The sequence below is a fragment of the Achromobacter sp. genome (assembly GCF_032102605.1).
In the GTDB taxonomy this organism is placed as follows: Bacteria; Pseudomonadota; Gammaproteobacteria; order Burkholderiales; family Burkholderiaceae_B; genus Achromobacter.
This window is the reverse complement of sequence record NZ_DAMDGT010000011.1, coordinates 55,120-75,728: the sequence shown is the minus strand read 5'-3', so window position 1 is coordinate 75,728 and position 20,609 is coordinate 55,120. Positions and strand designations below refer to the sequence as shown.

Below are 20,609 nucleotides of genomic sequence, written 5' to 3'. Positions count from 1 at the left end.
TTCTTGTCTCCTGATAGTTTTTCTAGGGGCGGCGTCGCGTTCAGCGCAGCGCCGCGGTGGCGGACATCGCCAGTTCTCCGTCGGGGCCGCGCGCCCACAGGGCGAGCGTTCCGTCTTCCTGCGTGTGGCCTTCGATGCGGAAGGCGCGCGTCACGAACAGCGGGCTGACGCCGCGGAACGCGAAGGACGCAAGCGGCCGCCCTTCGCCGTATTCCAGCGCAAGCTGCTGCAACAGCGTCGCGGTCAGCGGGCCGTGCACGACCAGGTCCGGATACCCCTCTTCGTTGCGTGCATACGCCTGGTCGTAGTGGATCCGGTGGCCGTTGAACGTCAGCGCCGAATAGCGGAACAGCAGGGTCGTGTCGGGCTGGACGGCACGGCTCCAGCGGGCCTGGCCTTCGTATTGCTCCGGCGCCGCGGCGGCCGCGCCCGGCGGCGGGGCCTCGCGGTAGACGATGTCCTGCTCCTCGACGATGCAGGGCTCGCCCTCGCAGGCCGTGGTGTGCTCCACCGTCACGAACCACAGCGACCCGCGCTTGCCCATCTTGTTTTCGACCTTCACGATGCGGCTGCGACGCGTGGCCTCGGCGCCGATCGGCAGGTCCGCCAGGTAGCTGATCCGGCTGCCCGCCCACATGCGGCGCGGCAGTTCGATGGGCGGCAGGAAGCCGCCGCGCCGCGGATGGCCATCGTCGCCCAGCCCGCTGCGGCGCGCGGCCGGGTTGAAGAACAGCCATTGCCACCCGGGCGGCAGTGGGTCGCCCGCAACGGGCGCGCGCTCCAGGTCCAGCGTCGCCGCCATGGCCTGGACGACCGCCGCATCGATGCGCTGCGTATGCGCCTCTTCGCGGCCGACCCAATCATCGTATGCATTGCTCACGCGAGAACTCCTTCAGTAGGTACAGGCCCTAGGCCAGTTTTGCGTCGAACACGTCGGCCGGATAGGGCTTGAAGTCCCGCACCAGCTTGAAGCTGCCGCCGGACACCGCCTGGATGATCCCTTCCTGGCGCGCGCCACGGTGGTCGCCGGGCTTGAATGTGACCTGCCGCGCGCCGCCCACGGTCTGGTTGGTCATGGTCTCCATCACGTCCACCAGGTTTGCGCGCGTCAGCGGCTTGCCACTGGCCAGCAGCATCTGGAAGCCCTTGGCGAACAGCGCCGCATTGCTCCAGCCGTTCAAACCGAAGACGCCGATCGGATCGTTGGGATACAGCTTGGCCACGGTTTCCCGATACGCCTTGATGTTCGCGTCGTCCGCGTCGACAGGCATCAGCCACGAGGAAAAATAAGCGCCGTCCAGCAGCGGGCCGGCCAGCTTGTAGGTGGTGGGATCGGCGGTGAAGAACGGCGCCATCCATTTGCCCTGGTAACCCAGCCGATCGGCGGTCTTGAGCGCCGCGGCCAGGTTGGCGTTGGACCCGAACAGGATCACCACGTCCGCTTTTGCGTTTGCAATCCGGCGCACGTGGGGCGTGAAGTCGGTGCTGCGCACCTCGAACGGGATCGACTCGGCCGCCTGTTTCTGGTTGGCCGCCATCAGCATGTCGAAGCCGCGCTTGGCCGAACGTCCCAGCTCGTCGTTTTCCCACAGCAGCGCGACCCGGCTCGCGTTCAGGCCCGTGAAGGCGTATTCCAGGTTGGACGCCGCGGACCAGCCGTAGTCCGGCAGCAGCGGAAATACCAGCCGTTCGGCAAACAGGGCCGTCGCGCCGCCGATCGGGCCGATCATCGGCAGGCCCACTTCCTTGGCGTAGGGAATCACCGCCACCGACTGCGCGGTGCCCACCGGCGCAGCCAGCGCAAAGATCTTGTTTTCCTCCACCAGGCGGCGCGTCACGGCCACGCTGCGGGCCGGCTCGTAGCCGTCGTCATAGGTGACGAGCTTGACCTTCCAGCCGTTCAGCGCGTCGGTCTCGTTGATCCATTTGAAGCAGGCGTCGGCGGCGCGGGAAAGAATCGCATAGAACGGCACCGGCCCCGTGATGGGCGTGAAGGCGCCGACCGTGACCGTCTTGCTGGCCGTATCGATGCCCGGGGAAACGGACTGCGCGCGCGCCCAGCCTGGAAGCGAAATCGAGGCTGCCGCCGCACAACCGGAAAGAAATGTCCTTCTGTGCACGAGATGTCTCCTGGTTGTTCTCTTCGATCGCCGCCGTCTGCTGAGCGACTAAGAATGCATTCTATATTTTTGACGCCGCCGCAAAATACGGGCTTTCCCTAGCAAAAAAGGTTGAATTGCGCAAAGTCTACGCATATATAATGCATTCTTTCAAGACCAACGCCAGGAGACACCATGCACTCCCCACCCCTCGCGGGCCGCCGCGTCATTGAATTGGGCACCATGCTTGCCGCGCCGTTTGCCTCTCATATCCTTGCGCAACTGGGCGCCGAGGTGATCAAGGTGGAACCGCCTCGCGGCGACCCCACCCGCAGCCTGGTCCGGGGCGGGCCCAGCGGCACCTTCATCGCGTACAGCCATGGCAAGAAGAGCGCGTGCATCGACCTCGCCCACCCGGACGGCCACGCCGCGTTCCTCAAGATGCTGGAGACGGCCGATGCATTCGTGCACAACCTGGCGCCCAAAGCGGCGCGCAAGCTCAAGCTGACCAAGGCCGAATGCCAGGCCATCAATCCCCGGCTGATCTACTGCCACATCCGAGGCTACGCCGAGGGACCGCAGGCCGACGACCTGGCTTCCAATCCCGTGGCTGAAGCCTCCACCGGCGTCATGGAAGCCAACCGCATCAATGGCCGTCCCAGCCGGCTGGGGCCGTCGTACCACGACCAGTTCGCGGGCGCGTATGCGGTGATCGGCATCCTTGCCCGCATGCTGCAGCCCGACTCCAAGGATGACGGCGGCCATATCGAGATCGGCCTGTACGAGACCGGGCTGCACGTCGCCTCGCGCGACCTGGTCGGCGTGCAGCTCAAGACCCAGCTGCTGGGTCGTCCGGAGCGCGAACCGCATGGCGAATTCAGCATGCCGGGCTATGGCGCCTACCTGACCTCCGACGAACGCTGGATGTACCTGCTGATGCTGACCGACGCACACTGGCTGAAGTTCTGCCAGGCGCTGGACCTGCCGGAAACCGCCGACGCGTCGCTCTACGCGCTGAAAGACCGGAAAAAGGCCCGGGAGCGCGTGGAGGACATCGTCAAGGCCGCCATCGGCGCCCATACGTTCGACGACGCCACGGCGCGGCTGCGCATGGCCGGCGTGGGAAGCACTGAAGTGCTGCCGCTGGAGCGCGTGCTGGACGCGGAACAGGCGCGCCAGCCGGGCAAGCTGCGCAGCGTCCGCTACCGCGATATTGCCTTCGACGTGCCGGAGTTTCCGCGCTTGAACGCCGCGGACGACGGCGTCGCGACGCTGCCGCCGCCGGACCTGGGCGAACACACGCGGGACGTGCTGCTGGCGGCGGGACTGACGCCCGCCGAATGCGACGCGCTGATCGACAGCGGCGCCGTATCCGCCGACCGGCCAGGAGATTTTGCCTGGGCGCCCGTGCGCAAGCAGGCTTGAGACGCGTATAAAGCGCGTTGCACGCCGGAAAGAAAGCGGGCGCGACAGACCGCCCCACAAGAAACGAGGAGACTGCAGATGCTGAAGCTCAATATTGTGCCGGGCCTGTTGAAGGCCGCCTTCGCCGGCTTGCTGTTCGCCGCCGCCACCGCCTCCGCCGCGGATTATCCCGATCGGCCCATCCGGCTGATCGTCGGCTTCCCGCCGGGCGGCGGCGCCGATTTCGTGGCCCGCCAGGTTGCGCAGCGCCTGGGCGAGGCGCTGAAGACCAGTGTCGTCGTGGACAACAAGGCGGGCGCCAATGGCACCATCGCCGCCGCCGAAGTCGCCCGCGCCCCCGCCGACGGCTATACCCTGCTGCTGGGCGTCACGGCCTCGCAATCCATCAGCCCCGCCCTGTCGCCCAAACTGCCCTATGACCCGCTGCGCGACTTCACGCCGATCACGCAGGTGGGCTACACGCCGCTGGTGCTGGTGGTCAATCCCAAACTGCCCACCAGGACGCTGGACGATTTCCTGAAATACGCCAAGGCCAGCCGCACGCCCGTGCCATATGGCTCGGCCGGAACCGGCAACATCACGCACATGGCCGCCGAACTCTTCGTGCAGTCGTCAGGCGTGACGAACTTCCAGCACATCCCCTACAAGGGCAGCAGCCAGGTCATCACCGACCTGATCGGCGGCCGCGTCGACGCCTATTTCGACACGCTGCCGTCGTCCCTGCCACTGATCCAGAGCGGCCAGCTGCACGCGCTTGCCGTCACGGGCCCGGCGCGCTCGGACATGGCGCGCGACATCCCCGCCGTGCAGGAAGCCGGCGTGCCGGGCTTCCAGACCACCACGTGGTTCGGCGTACTGGCGCCGCCCAAGCTGGACCCGGCACTGGCCAATCGCCTTTACGAAGCGCTGAAACGCGGCATGGGCGCGCCAGAGGCCCGCCAGGCCCTGGTCACGCGCGGCGTCGAGCCGGTGCTGGACACGCCGGCGCAATTCACTGCGGAGCTGAAGGAAGACCTGCAACGGTGGCGAGACGTGGCGCGCAAGGCGAATATCAAGCTGGAGTGATTTTTCAGGGTGAGTGCAAGGCGGGCGCCCGAGTCGCGCCGCCCGCCGGCGACACGCCGCATTCCCCGATCCCGGCGGTGCAAGCAATCGGGCCGGGCGCGACGCCGCGCCAGCCCGACTGACTGACGCGTCGCCGTCTTCAAGGCCCTGCCGGCCGGATGTTCTGGTTATGCCGGAACAGGTTCTTCGGGTCGTACCGGGTCTTCACCTGCACCAGCCGGTCGAAGTTTTCTCCGTAGGCCGCGCCCACCCGCTCGGTTTCCTCCTGGGTCAGAAAGTTCACGTAGACGCCGCCCTGCGAATACGGCTCGGTGGCCTTGAAGATGTCGCGCGTCCAGGCGATGCAGCGCTCATCGTCTTGCGGGCTGTCCCAGCGACCATGCACGTTCATGGCGAACTGCGCGGACCGATGTGGATAGGCCATTGAGGAAACCGGAACGCGCATGGCCGCGCCGGCAATATGGCCGAAGAAGATCTCGCACTGCGGCGACGGTACGCCCTGCACGGCCGCGACGACGGCATCGATCAGCCCGTCCTGAAGCTCGCCCAGATTGTGCGATTTCCAGTAGTTGCGCGCGCCGGGTGTCAGCAAAGGATCGAAAGCCTGCTGCCAGGCCGCATAAGGCATGGGCCCAAGGTGCTCGCCGTAAGGCTCGCCGAACTTGCGCACCACCTCAACCGCCTCGGGCCCTTTCTTGACGTCGCCGGTATAGCAGGCGGCAAAGGCGACTATCGGTTTGCCGTGCGTGGATTCCGGCAGGAACGGCAGCGGAGGCGCCTGCCGCAGCACCGCCCATACGGTCAGTTCCTCAGGCATGGTGCGCAACGCGGCGCGGTAGTTCGCCAGCGCCTCCTTGCCCTGCTCAAGCGGCACCACCACCAGTCCTCCATAGACTTCGGGTCCCACCGGATGCAACTGGAACTCGAACATCGTCACCACGCCGAAGTTTCCGCCCCCGCCCCGAATGGCCCAGAAAAGGTCAGAGTTTTCGGCATCGCTGGCGCGCAGCAATTGGCCGTCGGCCGTGACCACATCCGCCGACACGAGATTGTCCACGGTCAGGCCAAACCTGCGGCTGAGCCACCCGAAGCCTCCTCCCAATGTCAGGCCGGCCACGCCGGTCGTGGAATTGATACCCAGCGGAACCGCCAGGCCGAAAGCCTGGGCTTCGTGGTCGAAGTCGGCCAGGGTCGCGCCGGGTTCGACATAGGCGCGGGCGCGCCCGGGATCGATGCGCACCGACTTCATCGGCGACACGTCGATCATCATGCCGCCATCGCAGACGGCCGTGCCCGCAATGTTGTGGCCCCCACCACGCACCGACACCATCATGTGGTTTTCGCGAGCGATATCCACGGCCTTGCGCACGTCGGCGGCGCCCGCGCATCTGACGATGACTTCGGGTCGACGGTCGACCATCGCGTTCCATATTTTCCGGGCATCGTCGTAGCCCGCATCGCCGGACGTCAGCACCTGGCCTCTTGCCGATGCCCGCAGATTTTCCAAAATGCTGCTGGACAGTTTGTTCATCACACATCTCCCTGTAGGCGATGCATCCACAAACAGCGTCTAAAGCAAGCCGTCTATCTGGTTGGGCGCGACATGGAAGAAATTTGCCTCCTGGCGTAGGGGCCATGACCCGGGGCGCGTGCTTGTCCGGTGTACGCCGCGCGGGGAGAAGGCGGCAGACGCCCTGCTTCGTGCGCCGGAGCGTGCGGGATCAAAAAAGTATAGGCCTTTGGACCCGCGCAAGCAGCCCCTAGGCATCATTTTTCAGGACGCCGCGCACGTTCATGGCGGCCAGGCCAAGTTGCAGTGCAATAAGCGCCCAGGCGTCATCATGCAGGCCCCATCCTACCCACAGCACATTGCTTGACAGGAATACCCAGAATCCCGCGTTGCGGCGGCGGGCGCTGCGGGACGCGACCAGCCAGGCCGCGCCCAGCGACGCCACCATGGCCGGCCACTGCAGCAGGTCCCACAACGTGTCCAGCGTCATGGATCAGCCCCCGGCGAGAAAGGGAGATGACATCAAGGCTTGGAACGCGCGCCCTGCCCGCGGTTGCGCTGGCTTTGCTGGTCCTGGCCCGTGCCGATCTGCGTGACGTGGCCCTCTTTCTTCGTCCGGTTCTGGGTATCGCCGTGGCTGGCCTGGGTTTCACGAGGCGTATCGTCCTGGCTGCGGTCTTGCGCGTCCTGGTCCTTGTTGTCCTTTTGCTTGGTCATGGTCTTGCTCCTTGAATTCAGGGCCGTATACGGCAAATGCGTTCGCGAAAAGGCTTATTCCTTGACGCCGCCTGCGGGGCCCGTGGTCGTGGCATCCGTTCCCTGGAACCCTGCAACGCGGATTCGGTTATCGACGTCCTGGACGCCAGCGCATTCCACGGTGCAGTCCTCCACGTAATGCTTGATACGGCGATTGGGGACAGTGCCTTCCAGCACTACCCGTCCGTCGACCACCGCCACCGACACATCGCTGACGTCCAGGCCGCTGTGCGCCAGCGATTCGCAAACGTTCTCACGCACCCGGTCGTCCGAACGGATGTAGCCCTTGGGATCGGTGCGACGCGATCCGCGATCGCGCCATGCGGTCAAGCCGCGGTTGTAGCCGCCCCGCTCAGCGGTCTCGAAGGACATCGACTCTTCGCGCCACGCGGGACGGTCGCCGTAATAGCCGCCCTCGTCGTCGCCGAATGACGTGGGACCGTCGTAGCCCTGTTCCCTGCTGCCGTATCCGCGGGCCTGATTGCCGTAGCCCCTGTCCTGGTTGCCACCTTGTCCGCGTTCCTGGCGGCCGTATTCGCGATCGCGGTTGCCGTAGCCCCGGTCCTGATCGCCGTATCGGCGATCCTGGTCGCCGTACACCTGCTGCCGCTGGTACGAAGGATCTTCGTTCGAAAAGCCCCCGTAACTGCTCTGGCCGGGGTCCGCGCTGCGGCTGCGAACCGGTTCACGGCTTTCGCGCGTGCCGCCCTGGCGGGTGCCTTCGCCCTGGTATCCGAAGGAGGGCGCGGGGTCGTGCCAAGGTTCCCGATCGCCGCGATTTCCAGACGTGTTCCTCGGATCTCTGTTCATCTCATATCTCCCGTTGCGAATTGTGGATCTTGCGAGTCCGGCGACGGAATGTTCGTTCGCGCCCGTCGCGGCCCGCTTTGTACGGGCAGCAAGTGCTGTGCCGGGCTGTTTCGCGAGTGTCTAGTCCCGAAGGCCCACTCGCTGAATGGCGGATAGGCCTGCACGCGTGCGGGTGATAAGAATGGAACCCTGTGCGGTCACAAACGCGCCACAGGCGTTATGCGCCGCATCCGGCACAACGACACACGACATTCAGGAGATCAACATGGCTTCGGGATCCAGGCTGTCAGATGTAATCGTGAAACTCCCCGATCGTTCAACATGCCGCGTAGAACGGCGTTTGATCGCCAAACGCAGCCCGACTTCCTCGGTTCCCATCTACGTATGCACATTGCCTAACGGCGAACCCGTCACCTGGCTGGGCGGCGGCAAGTACCGGCTGCCTTGCGGGTCCGTCGGCGTGGCTGTCGCGCATCGCCCCCCGGAGAAATAGGGGCACGCGACCGGCACGCGACTTGCTGTCGCACCCCGAGATTCAGCCGGGAGGGGCGGGAATGAATGCCATCGAAAGGGTCGCGGCGTACATGCACGAACACACGCTCGTGCTCGTCACGGCCGAGTCGTGCACCGCCGGGCTGATCGCCGCCACGCTGGCCGACATTCCGGGCGCGGGCGCGCTGCTGGATTGTGCGTTCGTCACCTATTCGCCGCGTTCAAAGCAGCAGTGCCTGGGCGTCACGTCGCGCACGCTGCAGCGCCACAATCTCACCAGCGAGGCAGTCGCCCGGGAAATGGCGCTGGGCGCCGCGCGCAATAGCGCGGCCAACGTCTCGATCTCGAACACCGGCGTCACCGATGACACCGACGACGAGATCCCCGCCGGGACGCAATGCTATGCGTGGGTATTCAAATCGGGGCCGGCCGATGCATCGCCCACGGTGTATTCGGAAACGATGCGCTTCACCGGTGACCGCAATTCGATCCGCCGAGCCAGCGCCGAACACGCGCTGAGCCGGCTCGTGGCCTATCACGCGCAATGGCGGAAAGGCGACCGTCCCTCAACGAACAGGTCGTCTTGACGGACGTGCGACACCACGTCGCGCGACGGACCGTCAATCCATGCGCGTGTTCATCGGATGACTGCAGCCCCCAGCGGTATCGCATCACCTTCGACGCACGCCACCAGCACTGCGCCCTGCTCCACCCGAACGGCGTGTCCGCCCGTGAAGTCCGAGAACGCAGGCAGTACGGTGATCTCCGGCCTGAGCCAGAACGCCGGCCAGCTGCGCGGCACGCCGGGCACGCGCGTCTTCGGATGCACGTGGCCGGCGATGACATGGCGGCCGTCCGGGTCCGCATGAGGCAGATGGCGGAACAGAAACGGGCCGTCTCCCCAAGCCTCTCCCAACTGACGCACGCCCAGCGCCGCGCCGTCCAGGGCCCGATCGTGATTGCCGGCCAGCACGGCAACGTCCAATGCTGCATGGTCGCTACGCCACGCGATCCAGGCATCGCGCCATGCTGCCTGCGTTGAGGGGCCGTGGAGCACGTCGCCCACCACCACAAGCTCCCGCGCATCTGTCGCCACCAGCAGATCCGACAGCCGGCGCAGGTCATCCAGCGTGGCGCCGCGCGGCACCGCGATGCCCGCCTGACGGAAGACGTGGCTTTTCCCCAGGTGCAGATCCGCAATGATCAGCCGGGCGCGCGCAGGCCAATGCAGCGCGCGCCCGCCCAGCAGGACCACTTGCTCGCCCGCCAGCTCCATGGCCAGCCCTTGATCAGGCGACACGGGCATAGCGCTTCTCCAGTTGTTCGGCGGCTCGCCTCACGCGCGCCTGCCAGGTCTCGGTGCTGAGCTGACCGCGCAGGCTTTCCGTCCACAGCGGAAACGACAGCGGCGTCAGCGCCCGCGGTTCGCGCAACGCAAGCTCACGGCCCTGGCAATCCTGCAGCGCCGCCATCAGGCGCGGCGCCTCAAGCTGCAATTCGAAGACCTCGCGTTCGGCTTGCGCCAGCAGCAGATGGTCAGGATCGTAGCGGCGCAGCACGTCGTAGAGCAGTCCGCTGGATGCCTGCACCTGACGCAATGAACGCGCCGCCTGGCCCGGCAGCGACGGCGTCAGCAGGCCGGCGACGCGCGCGATTTCACGGAACTGCCGGCGCGCCATTTCACCCAGATTGACACCGTCTCGCAGGTCCTCGGCCATGTTGTCCGGGCTGAGAAGCTGGCGCAGCAGCGCCTCGTCCAGCGCCGCCGGTTCCGCCAGCGTGAGCATCAGGCCGTAGTCGTTGACGGTGAAGGAAAAGGTGTTGGCATGCAGCCGCCCCCAGCGCAGCGCGACCATCGCGGCGATGCCCTCGTGGACGGCGCGCCCCGCAAAGGGAAACAGGAACAGATGCATTCCGCGTCGCGTGCCGATGCGCTCGGCCAGCAGGCGCCCTCGGTCAGGCAGCGCGCTGGCCTGCTCCTGGATGCGCAGCAACGGCTCGACCGCGCGCATTTCGGGATGGGCGCCCGGATGCGCATACAGGCTCTCGACCTCGCTCGCCAGCTGCGTGGACAAGGGCATGCGCCCGCCCAGCCAGGTCGCGACGGGGCCGTCGCCCCCCTTGGCCCGACGCACGTAGGCGACCATGCCTTCCAGTCGCACAAGTTCAAGCGTGCGACCGGCGAACTGGAAGCGGTCGCCCCGCCGCAGCCGCGCAAGAAACCCCTCTTCCACCGAACCCAGGCTGCCGCCCCGCAGATACTTCACGGCCACGGCGCCGTCGGCGGTAATGGTGCCGATGGACAGGCGATGACGGAACGCAATGCGGCGATCATGCACGCGGTAGCAGCCGTCATCGTCGCGCACCACGCGGTGATAATCGGGGTACTTGGCCAGCGCGCGTCCGCCTTGCACGATGAAATCCAGCACGGCCTGCCACGTCGCGGCATCCAGCGCGGCATAGGCGTGCGTGCCCTGCACCTCGCGGAACAGCTCGCCGGCGTCGAAGCCGCCACCCAGCGCCAGCGTCACCGCGTGCTGGGCCAGCACGTCCAGGCTGCCGATCGGTGGCTGCCGGGACTCGATCTCGCCCCGTGCGATGGCCTGTCGGGCCGCGGCATACTCGATCAGCTCCAGCGCTTGCGCCGGCACGCAGATGACGTTGCCGGACTCTCCCGGCCGATGCCTGGCGCGGCCTGCGCGCTGCAACAGGCGCGCCACGCCCTTGGGGCTGCCAATCTGCAGGACCTGGTCCACGGCGGGGAAATCCACGCCAAGGTCCAGGCTGGACGTGGCCACCACGCAGCGCACGGTCCCATCGCGCAGACCCTGCTCGACCGTGGCGCGCAGCCTGGGGTCTAGCGATCCATGATGCAGCCCCAGCGTGCCGGGGTCCTCGGGCCAGATCGATTCCAGCGCGCGATGCCACAGCTCCGCCTGCGCACGCGTGTTCGTGAACAGCAGCGTGGCGCGCACGTCGAAGAGCCGCTTGAAGACGCGCTCCAGTTGCGACAGGCCCAGGTGACCGGCCCATGGCAAGGATCGGCTGCGTTCCGGCAGCAATGTGGAGATCTGGATCTTGCGCGGTTTCGCGCCCGCAACCATCGGACTGCCGGGCGCGTGGGGTAGCAGCACGGCGCGCGCCTCCTCCAGGTTTCCCAACGTGGCGGACAGGCCCCACGTTCGCGCGTCGGGCGACAAGCGCCGCAATCGGGCAAGGCAAAGCTGCAGCAGCACCCCGCGCTTGTTGCCCAGCAGTTCGTGCCACTCGTCCACCACGACGCAGCGCAGCGCGCAAAAACGCAGTGACGCGTCGGCATACGACAGCAAGAGGGCCAGGGACTCCGGCGTGATCACCAGCACATGCGCCTTGCCCTGACGGGCCAGCCGCTTGTCTCGTGCGCTGGCATCGCCCGTGCGCAGCGCGACCGTCCACGGCAACTCCAGGTCGCTCGCCGTCTGGCCCAGCGCCCGCGCGGTGTCGGCGGCCAGCGCCCTCAGCGGCGTCACCCACAGCACGCGCGGGCCTTCGCCGGTCACGGGCCGTGCAGACGTGTCGTCCGCCAGCGCTTCCAGCAGCGGGCCGCCGAACGCGGCCAGCGTCTTGCCGCTGCCCGTCGGCGTGTGCAGCAAGCCTGAATCGCCATCCAGGTAGCGCCGCCACGTCTCGCGCTGGAACGGCGCGGGCTTCCAGCCGCGGGCCGCAAACCACGCCGCAAGCGGCGCGTCCCATCCGCGCGCCGCGGCGCTCATCGGGCCAGCGCCTTCAGCGTGTCCAGCTGGTCGGCCTGGTCGGCGGGCTTGTCGTGCCGCCAACGCAGAATGCGCGGAAAGCGCACCGCGACTCCCGACTTGTGGCGCTTGGACAGGTTGACGCCTTCAAAGCCCAATTCGAAGACCTGCACCGGCTCGACCGAGCGCACCGGCCCGAAGCGCTCTCGCGTGTGCGCGCGCAGCCAGCGGTCAAGCTCCAGGATTTCCTTGTCGTCCAGGCCCGAATAGGCTTTGGCGATGGGCACCAGCGCTTCGCCTTCCCACAGGCCGAACGTGTAGTCGGTGTAGAGCGTGCTGCGACGGCCGTGTCCGGACTGCGCATACAGCAACACGGCGTCGATGGTCAGCGGATCGATCTTCCACTTCCACCAATCGCCGCGTCTTCGGCCGCTTTGGTAGGGCGCGCTGCCGCGTTTGAGCATGAAGCCCTCGACCCCGCGTTCGCGCGATTCCGCGCGCAGCGCATGGGCTGCTTCCCAACTACCCGGAGCGACGGTGGGCGACAGCCGCAGCCGCGGGTCCGGATGCGCGCGCAGCAAGGCTTCCAGCCGCGCGCGGCGCTCGGACTGCGGCAAATCCCGCAAATCGGCGCCGTCGAGTTCCAGCAAGTCGTACGCCAACATCCGCACCGGCGCTTCGGCCAGCCACTTGGGCCCCGGCTTGAGCCGCTGGATACGGGTCTGCAACGCGGCGAACGGCATCGGATCGTCGTTGTCGTCCTGCCACGCCAGCAGCTCGCCGTCCAGCACGCAATCCACGTTCAACGCAGCCGCCGCAGCCTCCACTTCCGGAAACCGTCCGTCCAGGCGCTCTTCCCCACGCGACCACAACGCGACGTCTCCGTGCCGCCGTATCAGCTGGGCCCGGATGCCGTCCCACTTCCATTCGACCAGCCAATCGTCGATGGGGCCCAGCAAGGCCGGATCGCCCTCCAGCGGCGACGCGAGGAAAAAGGGATAGGGCTGCTGGCGGTCTCCGGGCAGTTCCTCGGCGCTGAGCAGATCGCGCAGGAACGCCGGACTGGGCGCCCACGCACCCAGCATGCGCTGCGCGATGCGCGCAATGGGAACGCCCGACATCTCCGCCAGGGCCTGCTGCACCATGCGCTGCGATACACCGACTCGCAGGGCGCCCGTCAGCAACTTGTTGAAGACCAGGCGTTCTGCGTAAGGCAGGCCCAGCCATGCCGACACGATGACTTCACGACGCTCGGCTTCGTCGCGGTTGGCGACGGGCACCAGGACTTCTTCGATCCAGTCCGCCAGTCCGCGCTCGGGTGCGGCCATGGCGGGATCGGGGACCAGCAGGGCAAGGGTCTCGGCCAGGTCGCCCACCTGGTCGTAGCAGGCGTCCAGCAACCAGGGCGCGGTATCCGAGGCGACGGCCGCCCACGCGCGCAGTTCGCCCACGCCTGCGATCTTGCGACGCGCGCTGGTGATCTTGCCACCTGCCAGCAGGTACAGCGCCCAGGCCGCATCCCGCGGCGGCGCATCGCGGAAGTACGCCACCAGCGCCGCGCGCTTGTCCAAGGTGGCGGTGCTGCGGTCCAGTTCCTGATACAACGCCGCGAATCGCTTCATGCCTGCGTCCGTCTCCCTTCGACCCATTAACTGAAAGGCGCCGCGAACACGCCTAGTCGTCTTCTCCGTACTGCGTCACCAGCGTTTCGGCGGCAATGCCGGATTCATTCAGCGTCCGCACCAGCGCGTCGGTATCGCCGTGCGTTGCGATCACGCGGCGCGCCCCGGTCTCCTGGATGGTGCGCAGCAGATCGGGCCAGTCCGCGTGGTCCGACACCACGAAACCACGGTCCATGTTGCGCCGCCGCCGGTTGCCGCGCAGCCGCATCCAGCCGGAGGCGAAGCCGTGCTGCGCCTTGCGGAACCGCCGCAGCCACGGGCTGCCGGCCGCGGACGGCGGAGCCAGAACAAGCTCCCCAGCAAACCCCGTGCCCGAGGCCGCCGGCGCACCGTCCGCGTCGATCACCAGGCGGGTGTCCGCCATCGGAACGCCGGCCTTGCGGTACACGTCCACGCCCGCGGCGATGGCGCCATGCAGATAGACGGGGCAGTCCGCGAATGGCATCAATTCCGCCAATACGCGCTGCGCCTTGCCCAGCGCGTAGCAATAGAGAATGGCGGCCTCGCCGCGCGCGGCGCAATGGTCGCGCCACGCCACGATGTCGCGCGCGACGTCCGCGGCGCTGGGCCAGCGGTAGATCGGCAGGCCGAAGGTGGCCTCGGTGATGAACGTGTCGCACGGCACGACCTCGAACGGGCTGCACGTGGGATCCGGCTGGCGCTTGTAGTCGCCGGATACGACCCAGACCTGGCCCTCGGCCTCGATGCGGACCTGGGCGGAACCCAGCACGTGCCCGGCGGGATGCAGGGACACGCGCGCATCGCCTAGCGTGAAGGTCTGTCCGTAATCGTGGACGCGGTAGTCCTGGTGTCCCAGGCGCCATTGCAGGATGGGCAGCCCTTCCGCGCTGGTGTGGTAGCGGCCCATGCCCGCGCGCGCGTGGTCGCCATGGCCATGGGTAAGCACGGCGACGTCCACCGGCCGCCAGGGATCGATGTGAAAGCCGCCTGCCGGACAGAACAGGCCTTCCGGACGCAATTGGACGATGTCGCGCATGTCAGCTCCCGAAACGGCGCGGCGCAAGGGCTTCGCGCCGCCTGTTTTTGTTATACCGCGAAGCCCGGCGCGGCCTGCAAAGCGATTGGCGTGCTTTTGCAACGCGCGCGCTGCGCCGAAACCATCCGATGAGCATTTAAAACTTCAGTTTCAGACTGCGGCCACATCAGCATGTACTGTCGAAGCGTGGCTTTAAGGAGAAAATATGCGTACGAATCACATCCTCACGCTCGTTGTCCTGGTCGTCGTCGTCTCGGTCGCCCTGTCGGTCGTCCCCTGGTAGCGAGGCCCATCATGCCGCGGATCCTTCATGCCACCTTCGCCGACGCCCGCCCTGCTGGACCAAATCCTGCACGCTGTTGCACGGCGTTTTCGCGTGCCGCCGTTGCCGGCGTGGACGCTGGGGCTGGAGGAATCCGATCCTTCCACCGCGCTCGCGATCATCATCGAAGAAGCCCGGCAGGCTCTTGCGGGCGGCACGCCGCCTGAACCCGCCTTGCAATGGCGCTTTTGCAAGGCGCTCGCGCAACTGATCCGCGAAGCGATGCGCGACTCGCGCGGCGATCCGGTGTTTCAAGCCATGGTGCTTCGGCACCGCGCGCCCCGCGTGCGCGAACACGCATCGCTTTATGCGCACGCAGACAGGGATAGACGCGCGGTTCGCACCGCCGTCGACGCGATGGCCCATCCCGGCAAGCTCCGCAACATGCCTGTGGGCGCACTGCGCGAAGCGCTGGCGCAACTGTATGGAGCTGCGGCGTCCGGCGCATGGACCACACTGGCGGACGACGCCGCGCGCATCCTCGCCACGCCGGAACAGGCGCAGGATCCCGCTATTGCCGCGGGCCTCGCCAAGCTGCTGGACGAGCAGGCCCTTGCGCACTTGCGCCGTCTGGACGAGCTGGCCGCTGATCCGCTGGTGCAGCGTTATCAGACGCTATGGGACAAGCAAGGTCCGCGGCCCGGCACGCCCGAAGCCGCCGCGCAGGGCCTGCGCTCGCATCGCCGCGGCGTCGCGGTCGAAGCCCTGGCCGAACAGGCCATGACGGCGCTGGCCCAACGCCTTGCCCATGCCACCGGCGATTCCTGGCGCGTGGCAGCCTCATTGCGCGTGCCCGCGTCCATACCGGGCGAGACGGAACGCGCCAAGACCGAATGGGACGTGGCCCTGCTGCATCGGCCGCACGACGCGGACACCGGGAACGACTGGGACGTTCGCCTTCTGGTGGAGGCCAAGGCGTCCACCGATGCCGCCAACACCGACCTGCCGCGCCTGATCCGCGGCCTGCGCCTTCTTGCAAACGCCGACCCTCACACCGTCCATACGTTCAAGAGCCGGCAGGGGCCGTTGCGGCTGCGAGGCGCATCGCTGCGCGCGCTGGACACGGACGAGGCTGCTCTTGACCGCAGCGTCCTGTACTTTTCGGATGCGCCCGCGGACGCCCGGCCGCGCCTGCTGGGCGCCGCGGGTCGCATGCAATTATTGTCGGCGCCGGCCAGCCTGGACTTCGCCGGGCGCATGACCGACGGCCAATCGCCGGCCCCCCAACTGCTGGAGCCCGTGTGGCGCGAGCTTCTGGAATCGCCGCGCTGGAGCGCCGTGCTGAACCAGTATCCCTTGCTGCGCCGCGTGCGCAGCCTGATGGTCCACGCCGACGACCTGATGGCCGCCATCCAAGGCATGGAGCGGGCGCCGTAGGCGGCGAGCCCTCCCGTCACGACGCGGCCGCAGCCGCCCTTTCCCAGTCCTGCACATGCCGCTCGATGTGCTCGCGGATGAAGTCGGCCAGCACGCGTGTGGCCATGGACGGAAAGCGGTTGGGCGCGGTCAGCAGATAGATGGCGTCGCCGACGCCCTCGGGTTCGAACGCCGGCATCACCTCGCACAGCTCCTGGTCGCGCAATTGCGCCCACACCGCGTATCTGGGAAGCAACGCGACGCCCAATCCCGCCAGCACCGCATCCCGCAGGAACGGGTAATCGCCCGACTGCAATCTTGGCGCCACGCGCAGGATCAGCGGGTCGCCATGCGCCTGCTTCAGCCGCAGGTCAAAACGGCGGCCCAACGACTGTGGGGCGATCAGGTCGCAGCGTCCCAACTGTTCCATCCTGTCCACCGGGCCGTTCCGGTCCAGGAACGCCGGCGCCGCGCACAGGCACCACTGGATGCCGCACAGGCGGCGCGCCACGTGGTCTTCGGGCGGCGACGACGTGATCTTCAACGCGATGTCGACCTCGGCCGAGATCAGGTCGCCAATGCCGTCGTTGATGTGCACGCGCAACGCGATGTCCGGATGGGCCCGCGCAAAGTCCAGAAGCACCGGCGCCAGATACAGGTGGCCCAGGCCCGTGGGCAGGCGGATGCGCACGTCACCGCGCACGACGCCGTCCAGGCTGTCGATCGCTGCCTGCGCCGCGCGCATTTCGTCCAGCAGCCGGATGCCATGCTGGTACAGCAACTGACCGGCCTGGGTCAGTTCGACGTGGCGCGTGGTGCGCCGAAAGAGCTGCGAGCCCAGGTCCAGTTCCAGCCGCTTCAGGCGATGAGACATGTTCGACCGCGTCATGCCGCAACGCTGCGCGGCCGCGCTGAGATTGCGCGACTCCACCATTGCCACGAACAGCCTGACGAGATTCAGGTCCGGCATATTGTCAATCATGGTTCACCATTCCAGGCACAAACACGTGGATTGTCCAATGCGTCGGCCGAGTCTAGCATCGTCCACATTGCTCACTTCCCTTTGTGCAGCCCCATGCCGACAACGCCCCCCGAGCTTTCCACCGGCCCCTACGACGGGTTGCGCGTGCTGGACCTGAGCCAGGGGATCGCGGGCCCGTACTGCGCCCAGATCCTGTGGCAGCAAGGCGCGGACGTCGTGAAGGTGGAGCCGCCGGACGGCGATTGGGGCCGGCATGTGGGCGTCGTGCGCGATGACCAGAGCGCCTTGTCCATCGCCTACAACGTGGGCAAGCGCGGCGTCTGCGTGGATGCGCGCCAGCCGCAAGGCAAGGCCCTGCTGGCGGACATGGCGCAGCGCGCCGACATCGTGATCCAGAATTTCCGGCCCGGCGTCGCCGAACGCATGGGCGTGGGCTACGACAGCCTGGCCGAACGCTGCCCGGGCCTGGTGTACGTGTCCATCAGCGGCTATGGGCAGGATGGCCCCTATGCGAACGCACCGGCCTCGGACTCGGTCATGCAGGCCGACAGCGGCCTGATGTACGCCAACCAGGCGCCCGGCGGCGAGCCCCGTCGCATCGGCCTGCTGATGGCGGACATCGCCACCGCGCTATACGCAGCGCAGGCCACCAGCGCAGCCTTGTACCAGCAAGCGCGCAGCGGCCGCGGACAGCACGTGCGGCTGAACCTGTTCCAGGCCTGCGCCGCCTTGCAGGTGAACGACATCCTGGCCCACGGCATCGCAGGTAAACGCCAGGCAGGCGCGGTCAGCGCGCCCAACGGCGTGTTCGACACCGCCGACGCGCGCCTGTCCGTCCTGGCGCTGAACAATGAGCAATTTGCCCGCCTGTGCCGCGCGCTCGAGCGGCCCGAGTGGCTGGCCGACCCAACGCTGTCCAGCAACGCGGGGCGCATGGAGCAGCGCGAACGCCTGCATCGCGAACTGGCGGATCAGCTGGCGTCGCGGCCAGCGGCGCACTGGGAGGAACGCCTGACCGGCGAAGACGTGTTGCACGCGCGGGTCCGGAACTATGACGATCTGGCCGCGCATCCGCAGGCGGCGCATATAGATCTGCTGGAACCCCTGGCGCAGCCCGGAGGCGCTCCCCTGCCGTACGCCCGCGCACCCGGCGCCGCCGTGCGCCGGCCGCTGCGGGCCGCTCCCGGAATCGGCGAGCATACGGTTGAAGTGCTGGCTGAATGGGGCGTGTCCCAGGCCGACATCCAGGCCATGCTGCAAGCCGGCGTGCTGCGTCAGGCGCCCGCGAGCAAGGAGTTTCGCTGATGCGCGCCCTGGTCTGCCACCGCCACGGCCCGGTCGAAGACGTCCGGCCCGGAGAGCTTCCCGATGCGCCCCCGCCGGGCCCCGACGAAGTCACCATCGCCGTCGAACACGCCAGCGTCAGCCACGCGACCAAGCTGTTGATCGAAGGCAGCTACCAAAGCCGCCCGCCCCTGCCTTTCGCGCCGGGCACGGAAGCGGCCGGCCGGGTCGTCGCCTGCGGCGCGAATGTCACACGGATAAAGCCGGGCGACAAGGTGGTCGCGCTGGCGCGTTGGGGTTGCTACGCGGAACGACTGACCGTGCCTGAAGCCACGGTCTATCCCGTGCCCCACGATCTACCCCTCCTGACGGCCCTGCCCATCCCGATTTCGTACGGCACCGCTTGGGGCGCACTGTTGTGGCGCGCCGCCCTGCAACCGGGCGAGGTTGTGCTCGTCCTTGGCGCCGGCTCCGGCGTGGGCCTGGCGGCGGTGGAGATCGCCTCGGCGCTGGGCGCCAAGGTGCTGGCCTGCGCCAGCTCGGACGCAAAGCGAGAGGCGGCATTGGCTGCAGGCGCAATGCACGCGTTTCCGGCCGACGACGGCATGGCGCGGGCGGTGAAGGCGGCCAGCGGCGGGCGAGGCGCAGACGTGGTGCTGGACGCCGTGGGCGGCGACGCGTTCGAGCGCAGCGTGCGCGCGGCGGCGGCCAACGCCCGGATCGTGTCGGTGGGGTTCGCCAGCGGCCGCGTACCCGATGTGCCGCTGAACCTGCTGCTTGTAAAGAACATCGCCCTGCATGGGTTTTTCTTCGGCCGCTACATCGGCTGGACGCCGGTGGACGAACGCAACGTCCACGCGCCGATGATGCAGCGGACCCTGTCCACCTTGTTCGACTGGGCCCGCAACAAGCGGATCCGGCCGGCTGTAACGGCGGTCTATCCGATCACCGGTCTTGCCGCAGCACTCGCCGCCCTGGAAAGCCGACAAGTCGTCGGCAAGGTGGCGATCACGATAACGACGGAGACAAACCCATGCTTACCCCCGACCCCCGGCGCGCCGCCTGGCCGCGCCGCTCCCGCATAGCGCCGCGTCTCGGCAAACTGGCCGCCCTGGCGCTGGCGGCAAGCCTTTGCTGCGCGCCGTTCGCGGCCCAAGCAGCCGATGCGGCCTTCCCAACCAAGCCCATCACCATGGTCGTCCCGTACCCGCCGGGCGGCCCCACCGATATCGTCGCGCGGCTGGTGGCGGCCGAAATGTCCAAAACCATCGGGCAGAACATCGTCGTGGACAACAAGCCGGGCGCCAGCGGCATGATCGGGGCCGATCTGGTGGCGCGCGCCGCGCCGGATGGCTACACCTTCCTGGCCAACGCATCGCTGCACGTCATCAACCCGTACATCTACGCGTCCATGCGCTACGACGCGTTCAAGGACTTCGCGCCCATCACGCAGCTGGCGGACGTGCCCCTGGTGCTGGTGGTGCCGGAGACCTCGAAGGTGCGCACCGTGCAGGACCTGGTGGCGCAAGGCCGGACGCAATCGCTGAACTTCGGCTCGGCGGGATCAGCGTCGGCGCAGCAGCTTGCCGGTGAATCGTTCAAGGTGCGGTCCGGACTGCCGATGCAGCACGTGCCCTACAAGGGCAGCGCGCCCGCCTTGACGGACCTGGTAGGCGGACAGATCCAGCTCATGTTCGACTCGATGCCGTCGGCCATGCCCTTCATCAAGTCCGGCAAGCTGCGGGCGGTGGCGGTCACGACAGCGCGGCGAGTGAATGAACTGCCCGACGTGCCGACCATGGCGGAATCGGGCTTCCCCGGTTTCGACATCAGCACCTGGTACGGCCTGTGGGCGCCGAAAGGCACGCCTGCGGCCATCGTCGCCAAGCTGGCGGAGCACGCCGCGCGCGCGCTCAAGCAGCCGAACGTCGTGACGCAATATGCGGGCCTGGGCGCCAAGCCGGTGGGATCGGACCCTGCCGCGTTCGCCCGGTTCAATGTGTCCGAGGGAGAAAAGTGGCGGGATATCGTCAAGGCGGCGCAGATCACGCCGCAATAGTGGGATCCGCGGGGCGCCGGCGGGTCCGCGCCCCAGCAT

Annotated in this window: 18 protein-coding genes; 7 read left to right on the top strand and 11 right to left on the bottom strand. The window is 67.6% G+C overall.

The window, feature by feature from the left end; translation table 11 throughout:
• Nucleotides 1-40: 40 nt before the first annotated feature.
• Both RT614_RS22160 and RT614_RS22155 read right to left on the bottom strand, forming a co-directional pair.
• Nucleotides 41-880 carry a MaoC family dehydratase N-terminal domain-containing protein gene (locus RT614_RS22160; RefSeq protein ID WP_313624296.1) on the bottom strand — a complete coding sequence of 280 codons (840 nt, stop codon included), beginning with the start codon at nucleotides 878-880 and terminating at the stop codon, nucleotides 41-43.
• Between the two features lie 28 nt (nucleotides 881-908).
• The gene (locus RT614_RS22155; protein WP_313624295.1) at nucleotides 909-2,120 is read right to left on the bottom strand and encodes an ABC transporter substrate-binding protein; all 1,212 of its coding nucleotides are present in this window, start codon (nucleotides 2,118-2,120) and stop codon (nucleotides 909-911) included.
• A 174-nt stretch (nucleotides 2,121-2,294) separates the two neighbouring features.
• Between RT614_RS22155 and RT614_RS22150 the strand changes: the two genes are divergently transcribed.
• Nucleotides 2,295-3,524 (top strand): CoA transferase, encoded by a 1,230-nt coding sequence (locus RT614_RS22150; RefSeq protein WP_313624294.1) that lies wholly within the window; start codon nucleotides 2,295-2,297, stop codon nucleotides 3,522-3,524.
• Between the two features lie 78 nt (nucleotides 3,525-3,602).
• Entirely contained in the window at nucleotides 3,603-4,589 is a 987-nt protein-coding gene (locus RT614_RS22145; RefSeq protein ID WP_313624293.1) for a tripartite tricarboxylate transporter substrate binding protein, read from the top strand.
• 139 nt (nucleotides 4,590-4,728) lie between these two features.
• On the opposite strand, the gene RT614_RS22140 is transcribed toward RT614_RS22145, so the two are convergent.
• The 4 genes from RT614_RS22140 to RT614_RS22125 all read right to left on the bottom strand — a co-directional run bounded on the left by RT614_RS22140 (nucleotide 4,729) and on the right by RT614_RS22125 (nucleotide 7,665).
• Nucleotides 4,729-6,120: an FAD-binding oxidoreductase gene (locus tag RT614_RS22140; protein ID WP_313624292.1), complete on the bottom strand. Its 1,392-nt coding sequence runs from the start codon at nucleotides 6,118-6,120 to the stop codon at nucleotides 4,729-4,731.
• A 229-nt stretch (nucleotides 6,121-6,349) separates the two neighbouring features.
• Nucleotides 6,350-6,589, bottom strand: coding sequence for a hypothetical protein (locus tag RT614_RS22135; RefSeq protein ID WP_409558506.1), 240 nt, complete (start codon nucleotides 6,587-6,589; stop codon nucleotides 6,350-6,352).
• A gap of 32 nt (nucleotides 6,590-6,621) precedes the next feature.
• The gene (locus tag RT614_RS22130; protein WP_313624291.1) at nucleotides 6,622-6,816 is read right to left on the bottom strand and encodes a hypothetical protein; all 195 of its coding nucleotides are present in this window, start codon (nucleotides 6,814-6,816) and stop codon (nucleotides 6,622-6,624) included.
• 54 nt (nucleotides 6,817-6,870) lie between these two features.
• Entirely contained in the window at nucleotides 6,871-7,665 is a 795-nt protein-coding gene (locus tag RT614_RS22125) for a BON domain-containing protein (RefSeq protein ID WP_313624290.1), read from the bottom strand.
• A gap of 554 nt (nucleotides 7,666-8,219) precedes the next feature.
• On the opposite strand from RT614_RS22125, the gene RT614_RS22120 reads away from it, so the two are divergent.
• Nucleotides 8,220-8,744: a CinA family protein gene (locus RT614_RS22120; protein WP_313624289.1), complete on the top strand. Its 525-nt coding sequence runs from the start codon at nucleotides 8,220-8,222 to the stop codon at nucleotides 8,742-8,744.
• A 50-nt stretch (nucleotides 8,745-8,794) separates the two neighbouring features.
• Here RT614_RS22120 and pdeM read toward each other — a convergent pair whose 3' ends face one another.
• Genes pdeM through RT614_RS22100 form a run of 4 tightly spaced genes read right to left on the bottom strand, consistent with a single transcriptional unit; the run spans nucleotide 8,795 to nucleotide 14,567 of the window.
• Complete coding sequence (gene pdeM, locus RT614_RS22115) at nucleotides 8,795-9,463, bottom strand: ligase-associated DNA damage response endonuclease PdeM (RefSeq protein WP_313624288.1); 669 nt, start codon at nucleotides 9,461-9,463, stop codon at nucleotides 8,795-8,797.
• Nucleotides 9,447-11,909 (bottom strand): ligase-associated DNA damage response DEXH box helicase, encoded by a 2,463-nt coding sequence (locus RT614_RS22110; protein WP_313624287.1) that lies wholly within the window; start codon nucleotides 11,907-11,909, stop codon nucleotides 9,447-9,449. Before RT614_RS22110 ends, pdeM begins: the two co-directional genes overlap by 17 nt.
• Nucleotides 11,906-13,510 (bottom strand): ATP-dependent DNA ligase, encoded by a 1,605-nt coding sequence (locus RT614_RS22105; RefSeq protein ID WP_313624285.1) that lies wholly within the window; start codon nucleotides 13,508-13,510, stop codon nucleotides 11,906-11,908. Before RT614_RS22105 ends, RT614_RS22110 begins: the two co-directional genes overlap by 4 nt.
• A 52-nt stretch (nucleotides 13,511-13,562) precedes the next feature.
• Entirely contained in the window at nucleotides 13,563-14,567 is a 1,005-nt protein-coding gene (locus RT614_RS22100; protein WP_313624284.1) for a ligase-associated DNA damage response exonuclease, read from the bottom strand.
• A gap of 310 nt (nucleotides 14,568-14,877) precedes the next feature.
• Here RT614_RS22100 and RT614_RS22095 point away from each other — a divergent pair, with 310 nt between their 5' ends.
• On the top strand, nucleotides 14,878-16,266 hold the full coding sequence (locus tag RT614_RS22095; protein ID WP_313624283.1) for a 3-deoxy-D-arabino-heptulosonate 7-phosphate synthase: 1,389 nt from the start codon (nucleotides 14,878-14,880) through the stop codon (nucleotides 16,264-16,266).
• Between the two features lie 16 nt (nucleotides 16,267-16,282).
• Here RT614_RS22095 and RT614_RS22090 read toward each other — a convergent pair whose 3' ends face one another.
• Complete coding sequence (locus RT614_RS22090) at nucleotides 16,283-17,227, bottom strand: LysR family transcriptional regulator (protein WP_313624282.1); 945 nt, start codon at nucleotides 17,225-17,227, stop codon at nucleotides 16,283-16,285.
• Between the two features lie 93 nt (nucleotides 17,228-17,320).
• On the opposite strand from RT614_RS22090, the gene RT614_RS22085 reads away from it, so the two are divergent.
• The 3 genes from RT614_RS22085 to RT614_RS22075 are packed head-to-tail and all read left to right on the top strand — an operon-like array spanning nucleotide 17,321 to nucleotide 20,570.
• Nucleotides 17,321-18,532, top strand: a complete 1,212-nt coding sequence (locus RT614_RS22085; RefSeq protein WP_313624281.1) for a CoA transferase — start codon at nucleotides 17,321-17,323, stop codon at nucleotides 18,530-18,532.
• The gene (locus RT614_RS22080; protein WP_313624280.1) at nucleotides 18,532-19,596 is read left to right on the top strand and encodes an NADPH:quinone oxidoreductase family protein; all 1,065 of its coding nucleotides are present in this window, start codon (nucleotides 18,532-18,534) and stop codon (nucleotides 19,594-19,596) included. Before RT614_RS22085 ends, RT614_RS22080 begins: the two co-directional genes overlap by 1 nt.
• Nucleotides 19,545-20,570: a tripartite tricarboxylate transporter substrate binding protein gene (locus tag RT614_RS22075; protein WP_313624279.1), complete on the top strand. Its 1,026-nt coding sequence runs from the start codon at nucleotides 19,545-19,547 to the stop codon at nucleotides 20,568-20,570. The genes RT614_RS22080 and RT614_RS22075 overlap by 52 nt, the downstream gene beginning before the upstream one ends.
• Nucleotides 20,571-20,609: the final 39 nt, after the last annotated feature.